Below are 5,495 nucleotides of genomic sequence, written 5' to 3' on the forward strand. Positions count from 1 at the left end.
ATGCCAATGCCAATATTACTTGCACATAAATTAACGCAAAAACTAGCAGAAGTTAGAAAAAATAAAGTTTTACCTTGGGTAAGACCTGATGGAAAATCACAAGTTTCTGTTAGATATGAAAACAACAAACCAATAAAAATTGAAACTATTGTTATTTCAACTCAACATGCACCTGAAATTTCACAAGAACAGATAGCAAAAGAAATCATAGAAAAAGTAATCAAACCAGTTTTAGGAAACTTGTGGAATGATCAAATCAAAATTCACATAAATCCAACAGGAAAATTTGTAATTGGAGGACCGCATGGTGATACAGGACTTACAGGCAGAAAAATAATTGTAGATAGCTATGGTGGATTTGGAAGACATGGTGGTGGAGCTTTTTCTGGCAAAGACCCTTCTAAAGTAGATAGATCTGCATGTTACATGTGCAGATACATTGCCAAAAATATTGTTGCTGCAGGATTAGCAGAAAGATGTGAAGTTCAAGTAGCATATGCAATAGGGGTAGCAGAACCAGTCTCACTTTATGTAAATACATTTGGTTCAAGTAAAATTCCAGAAAGAGAAATAGAAGAGTTGGTCAGAAAAAATTTCAATATGAAACCATCAGGAATTATTTCACAACTTGACTTGAAAAGACCGATTTATAGAAAAACATCAGCTAATGGTCATTTTGGAAGAAATGAGCCTGAATTTACATGGGAAAAAACGGATAAAGCAGATGTATTAAAGAAGGCATCTTCATTATAAGAAATCTTTCAATGCTGTAAATTTCAATTTTGAAAATTTTTGTAGATTTTCAAAATCAGCTTGAAAACTACTGATCATCATGTTTAAGTCATCGACACCATATAGAACATTGTCATTATGTAAAGCATCATAATATGCTTTTTCAAGATCAATTTTATGAATTTTAATTTTTGAATTTTTCAAAAATAAAGTAACATATTTCTCAAAAGTAATTGTTTCTGGACCAACTAAACTTATTATTTTGTTATTATATTTTTTCTTACTTAAAGCATCAAAAATAATTTTAGAAACATCATCAACAAATATTGGTTGAAAAACATATTTTCCAGAACCAGGAATTATTATTTTATCGGATTTTATTTGTTTTTTTAAATTTTTAGATAAGTAATCATCATAGCCTAAAATATCAGAAGGGCGGAATATCGTATAACAGATTCCAGAGTGAATTATTTCTTGCTCTGCTAAATATTTAGAAATAAAATAACCAGAGGTTGTATTTTTTGAAGCACCAAGTCCACTAATATAAATAATTTTTTTTATATTACATATCTTACATAGTTCAATGATTTTTTTTGTAGATTCAACAGTTGAATCAAAATGATTTTTGTTTACAGTTTGAGTAGTAGTGCTTATCAAATGTATTAAAATATTACATTTTTTTAATTCTGGTAAAATGTCTAATTTAGAAAATTTAGGAGTGATAACTTTTTTTTCTAATTTATATTTTTGAAAATTTGTTCTAGATATTGCCAATACAGCAATTTTTTTTGAGGAGAAAAATTTTCTAAGATGTCTAGCAACATAACCATTAGAACCAGTAATTGCAATATTAAAATTATTCTTCATACTATAATTAAACAAAATTAATTTTTAAAACTATCATTTTTTGGATAAAGTTTAGAGATATTATTAAATTTATTCTATCACATTCAAGAAATAGAAATAAAGGTGATTGGTTTAGCGAAAAAGAATGGCAGGAATTTCAGTAGATGGAATAGAGAATTTTGGAACTGCATTATGGATTACTTTTTTTACGATTATGGGTACATTGATAGGTACAGCATTTACTATTTACAAACATTTTACTACTCAGAGAGACAATAAAAGATTGGGATTAATCAAGCAGATTGAACATTATGAAAAAGCATTATATGAAATAGTTAACAGATATCATAATTCAAAGCATGAGTTAAATGATTGTAAGATTTGTGCGGATCATACTTTAGTTGTTTTGGATAAAATATCTTATCTAAGGAAAAAAAAATTACTAGATCAAGATACAGTTGAATATTTTCGATTTTGGTTTTCTGTAGGAGAATCTACTTTAAATTGGTATGCAGAAATTCAAGAAAGAGAATTAAAATCAAATTTCCCTTATTTCATTGATGTAAATAATAGTATAAAAAATAAAGCTCCAAATTACAATTTAGATGAATATTTTAAGAATTTTTTAGCATTAAAAAATAAAAATTAAGAAATTTTTAAAGTTAATATTGATAAATAGACAAAAATTAGAGAAGAGGCTCTATAATATTCTCAAATAATATTTTTGGATCATCTGTTAACGCTTGTTGGAATAATAATTCAGAGTTTATTGAAGTTTGTAAAAAATTTATCATGTTGTTTTCAAGTTTTTTTTCTTGAAACTTATAAAAATTATTTTCGAGTCTTTGTAATAATATTTTTTTAGCAATAAGAAATTTATTGCAAGATTGAGAATTATTACTAACTGAATTAAATCGCTTGTAATATTTATGTAAAGGAATAGAAAAATGATAAGTATGATCTATGATTTCAAAACAATTTAGCATAAACTCTAGATCTTCCATACATGAAAGTTTTTCATCATAGTAACATGGGATCTTTGTTTTATCAAATAAAATCATATTATCAGCTGAATAATTAACATTCTTGTATCTACTGCTTTGAAGAATTCCTTGTTCTTTATTTCCAACATATTTTAAATTATTTCCATTTACATCACGTATTTCAAGAGCACATGAAACTAAATAATTTTTTTGTGTAAGTGGTACACAACATTTCAATTTTTCTGAGTCAAATTCATCATCGGCATCAAGAATTGCTATAATATTACCTGAAGCTATTTCTATGCCAATATTTCTTGCAGTTGAAATTCCCAATTTATTAGTAGAGACAAATTTAATTCGTTCATCTGTTATTCCTTGATTCTTGAGAATTGAAAAATAATCAACATTATCATCATAAATAATAATCAATTCCCAATTTTTATAAGATTGATTAAGGATGCTTTGAACAGAGCGTTCAATGAATGTTTCTGCCTTATTGGCAGGCATTATAATTGTGACTAATTCCATAATTTAAAAAATTTATTATTGAACCCAATAAAAATTACTAAGAATAATACCAAATTAATATTTTAAATTAGTTTTAAAATAATATTAATAGTATAAAAAATGAAAAGAACTATAATTATGAATGATAGTACGTTGAATTGTATTAACAAATCAAAAAAATTAAGAAAGATGTAATGTTTGACCTCCATCTATTACAATTTCTTGACCGGTAAGATTAGAGGCTTCAGGACTAGATAAATAAAAAGCCAAAGCAGAAATTTCTATGGGTTTTAATATTTTTGATAGAGGAATGGTATTTTGAATATCAATTTTATTTAGAGATAGTGATCGTATTCTTTTTTGCATCATTTCGGTTTCAACCCAACCTGGACATATTGAATTTACTGTAATATGCCTAGGTGCAGCATAAAGTGCAAAACATTTTGTAAGTCCTATAATAGCATGTTTTGCAACAGAATAAGCAGATTGATCCGGTACTCCCATTATACCTAAAACAGAGGATATGTTAATGATTCTTCCAACATTATCTTTTATGTACGGTAATGAGTACTTACACATGTAATATACACCATTTAGATTTGTATCTATAATGTTGTGCCAAATTTCATCTGAAGACTGTTCATTTAATGGATTATTACCTGATATTGCTGCATTATTGATCAGAACATCAATTTTACCATATTTTTTAACAATTTTTTTAATTCCATTCTTAATCTGATTTTGTTTTCTTATATCACAAACAAAACTGAAATCAGCTTTTGATTCAGATAGCCAATTTGTAGAAGATGCACAAGTTATAACAATCCAATTTTTATCTTTAAAATAATCTACCATATTCTTTCCAATTCCTCTTGAACCACCTGTGATCAATACAATCTGATTATTAGAAGTCATTGAGCTGTAAATCCCCCATCAACTGATACTATTGTACCATTTACAAAAGATGCAGCATCACTAGCCAAAAAAGCAATCATCCATGCAACTTCATTAGGAAGTGCTAATCTTCCTAGTGGAATACTAGTTTTGTAAAAAGTTTCATTGTCTGTTGGAAAAAGTTTAGGATAAAGAGTATTAATTTTCTTAAAAACATTTTTTAACATTGGAGTGTCAGTAGCGCCAGGTGCAACAGCATTAATTCTAATATTATATTCAGACCAATCTATAGCAGCACTTTTTGTTAATTGAGCTAAAGCTGCTTTACTAGCACCATAAATTGCACAGTGTTTTTTCCCAACAAAAACCTGATCACTAGTAGTATTAACAATTGAACCACCTTTGTTTTTTTTCATAATCGGAATAACAGATTTCATAAGTAAAAATGGTGCTTTGAAATTAATAGTAAGAACATCTTCTATATCTTCTAATGAGGTTTCAACGATATCTCCAATAGTGGTAATACCTGCATTATTAATCAAAATATCTATTGTACCAAATTCACTAACAACATTTTGAATATGTGAATTAATTAAATCAAGGTTTTTAAGATTGATTTCAGGTAGATCAAATCCTACTACTTTAGCACCTAAATTTTCTAAAAGTTCTTTTGTGGCTTTACCTATTCCGCTTTTATGACCAGTAACTATCGCAATTTTATTATTTAATCCAGGAAGACTATAATGAAATTCTTTCATGTTATTTTAATTCTAATAATGAATATAATAATTCTACATTTATTACAAAATCAAAGAAGAGTTAATACGTCAAAATAGGCATGACTGGTGTGGTAGATATTAAAAAAGAGAAATTAAGAACTGGATATACTACAGGTACTTCGGCAACTGCAGCTGCCAAAGCTGCATTACTATCAATAATTACACAAACAAAAATTGAAAATATTGATGTAAAATTACCTAAAGGTAGTTTTATCAAAATACCAATTCATTTTTGCCAATTTGATGAAAATAAAGCTAGGTGTTCTGTAATCAAAGATGGGGGAGATGATCCAGATGTAACGCATGGTGCAGAGATCATAGTGGATTTATCTTTTTCAGATAGAATTAATGAAATTGAAATTGATGGTGGAGAAGGAGTTGGAATAGTAACCAAACCAGGATTGGGACTAGAACTAAACAAATCTGCAATTAATCCAGTTCCAAAAAAAATGATTAATGAAAACTTAAGAGAGATTATGGATAAACATCATTTAAAAAAAGGAATCAAAGTAGTAATTTCTGTTCCAAAAGGAAGAGAGTTAGGTCCTAAGACAGATAATCCAAGAATTGGAATTTTAAATGGAATTTCAATTTTGGGAACAAGCGGTATTGTAATACCATTTTCAACTGCATCATATGCTGCATCAATTAGACAAAATCTTGATGTAGCAATTGCAATGGGAAATAACACTGTTGTTCTTACTACGGGGGGAAGAAGTGAAGATTATGCAAAAAAAATCATAGATTTGCCTGA

Annotated in this window: 7 protein-coding genes; 3 read left to right on the forward strand and 4 right to left on the reverse strand. The window is 27.8% G+C overall.

Annotated elements, in window-relative coordinates; translation table 11 throughout:
- The coding region (gene metK / locus BG20_RS06890) for a methionine adenosyltransferase (RefSeq protein ID WP_010192693.1) at positions 1–753 on the forward strand (753 nt) is incomplete at its 5' end.
- Here the strand turns inward: metK and BG20_RS06895 are convergent.
- Positions 748–1,599, reverse strand: a complete 852-nt coding sequence (locus BG20_RS06895) for an NAD-dependent epimerase/dehydratase family protein (protein ID WP_010192694.1) — start codon at positions 1,597–1,599, stop codon at positions 748–750. The two genes, metK and BG20_RS06895, sit on opposite strands and share 6 nt — an antisense overlap.
- 124 nt (positions 1,600–1,723) lie before the next feature.
- Between BG20_RS06895 and BG20_RS06900 the strand changes: the two genes are divergently transcribed.
- Complete coding sequence (locus BG20_RS06900; RefSeq protein ID WP_010192696.1) at positions 1,724–2,227, forward strand: hypothetical protein; 504 nt, start codon at positions 1,724–1,726, stop codon at positions 2,225–2,227.
- Between the two features lie 37 nt (positions 2,228–2,264).
- On the opposite strand, the gene BG20_RS11660 is transcribed toward BG20_RS06900, so the two are convergent.
- From BG20_RS11660 to BG20_RS06915, 3 genes are all read right to left on the reverse strand, one after another.
- Positions 2,265–3,068 carry a glycosyltransferase family 2 protein gene (locus BG20_RS11660; RefSeq protein WP_010192698.1) on the reverse strand — a complete coding sequence of 268 codons (804 nt, stop codon included), beginning with the start codon at positions 3,066–3,068 and terminating at the stop codon, positions 2,265–2,267.
- 180 nt (positions 3,069–3,248) lie between these two features.
- Positions 3,249–3,983, reverse strand: a complete 735-nt coding sequence (locus BG20_RS06910) for an SDR family NAD(P)-dependent oxidoreductase (RefSeq protein WP_010192700.1) — start codon at positions 3,981–3,983, stop codon at positions 3,249–3,251.
- Positions 3,980–4,720: an SDR family NAD(P)-dependent oxidoreductase gene (locus BG20_RS06915; RefSeq protein WP_010192702.1), complete on the reverse strand. Its 741-nt coding sequence runs from the start codon at positions 4,718–4,720 to the stop codon at positions 3,980–3,982. The genes BG20_RS06910 and BG20_RS06915 overlap by 4 nt, the downstream gene beginning before the upstream one ends.
- An 80-nt stretch (positions 4,721–4,800) precedes the next feature.
- Here BG20_RS06915 and cbiD point away from each other — a divergent pair.
- Positions 4,801–5,495, forward strand: a 695-nt coding sequence (gene cbiD / locus BG20_RS06920; protein WP_010192704.1) for a cobalt-precorrin-5B (C(1))-methyltransferase CbiD, incomplete at its 3' end; no start/stop codon positions are given.

The organism is Candidatus Nitrosarchaeum limnium BG20, assembly GCF_000241145.1.
Taxonomy (GTDB): domain Archaea; phylum Thermoproteota; class Nitrososphaeria; order Nitrososphaerales; family Nitrosopumilaceae; genus Nitrosarchaeum; species Nitrosarchaeum limnae.

Coding starts and splice junctions, on each gene's coding strand:
- BG20_RS11660 (WP_010192698.1), bottom strand. CDS start 3,068: ATGCCTGCCAATAAGGCAGAAACATTCATTGAACGCTCTGTTCAAAGC.
- BG20_RS06915 (WP_010192702.1), bottom strand. CDS start 4,720: ATGAAAGAATTTCATTATAGTCTTCCTGGATTAAATAATAAAATTGCG.
- BG20_RS06895 (WP_010192694.1), bottom strand. CDS start 1,599: ATGAAGAATAATTTTAATATTGCAATTACTGGTTCTAATGGTTATGTT.
- BG20_RS06910 (WP_010192700.1), bottom strand. CDS start 3,983: ATGACTTCTAATAATCAGATTGTATTGATCACAGGTGGTTCAAGAGGA.
- BG20_RS06900 (WP_010192696.1), top strand. CDS start 1,724: ATGGCAGGAATTTCAGTAGATGGAATAGAGAATTTTGGAACTGCATTA.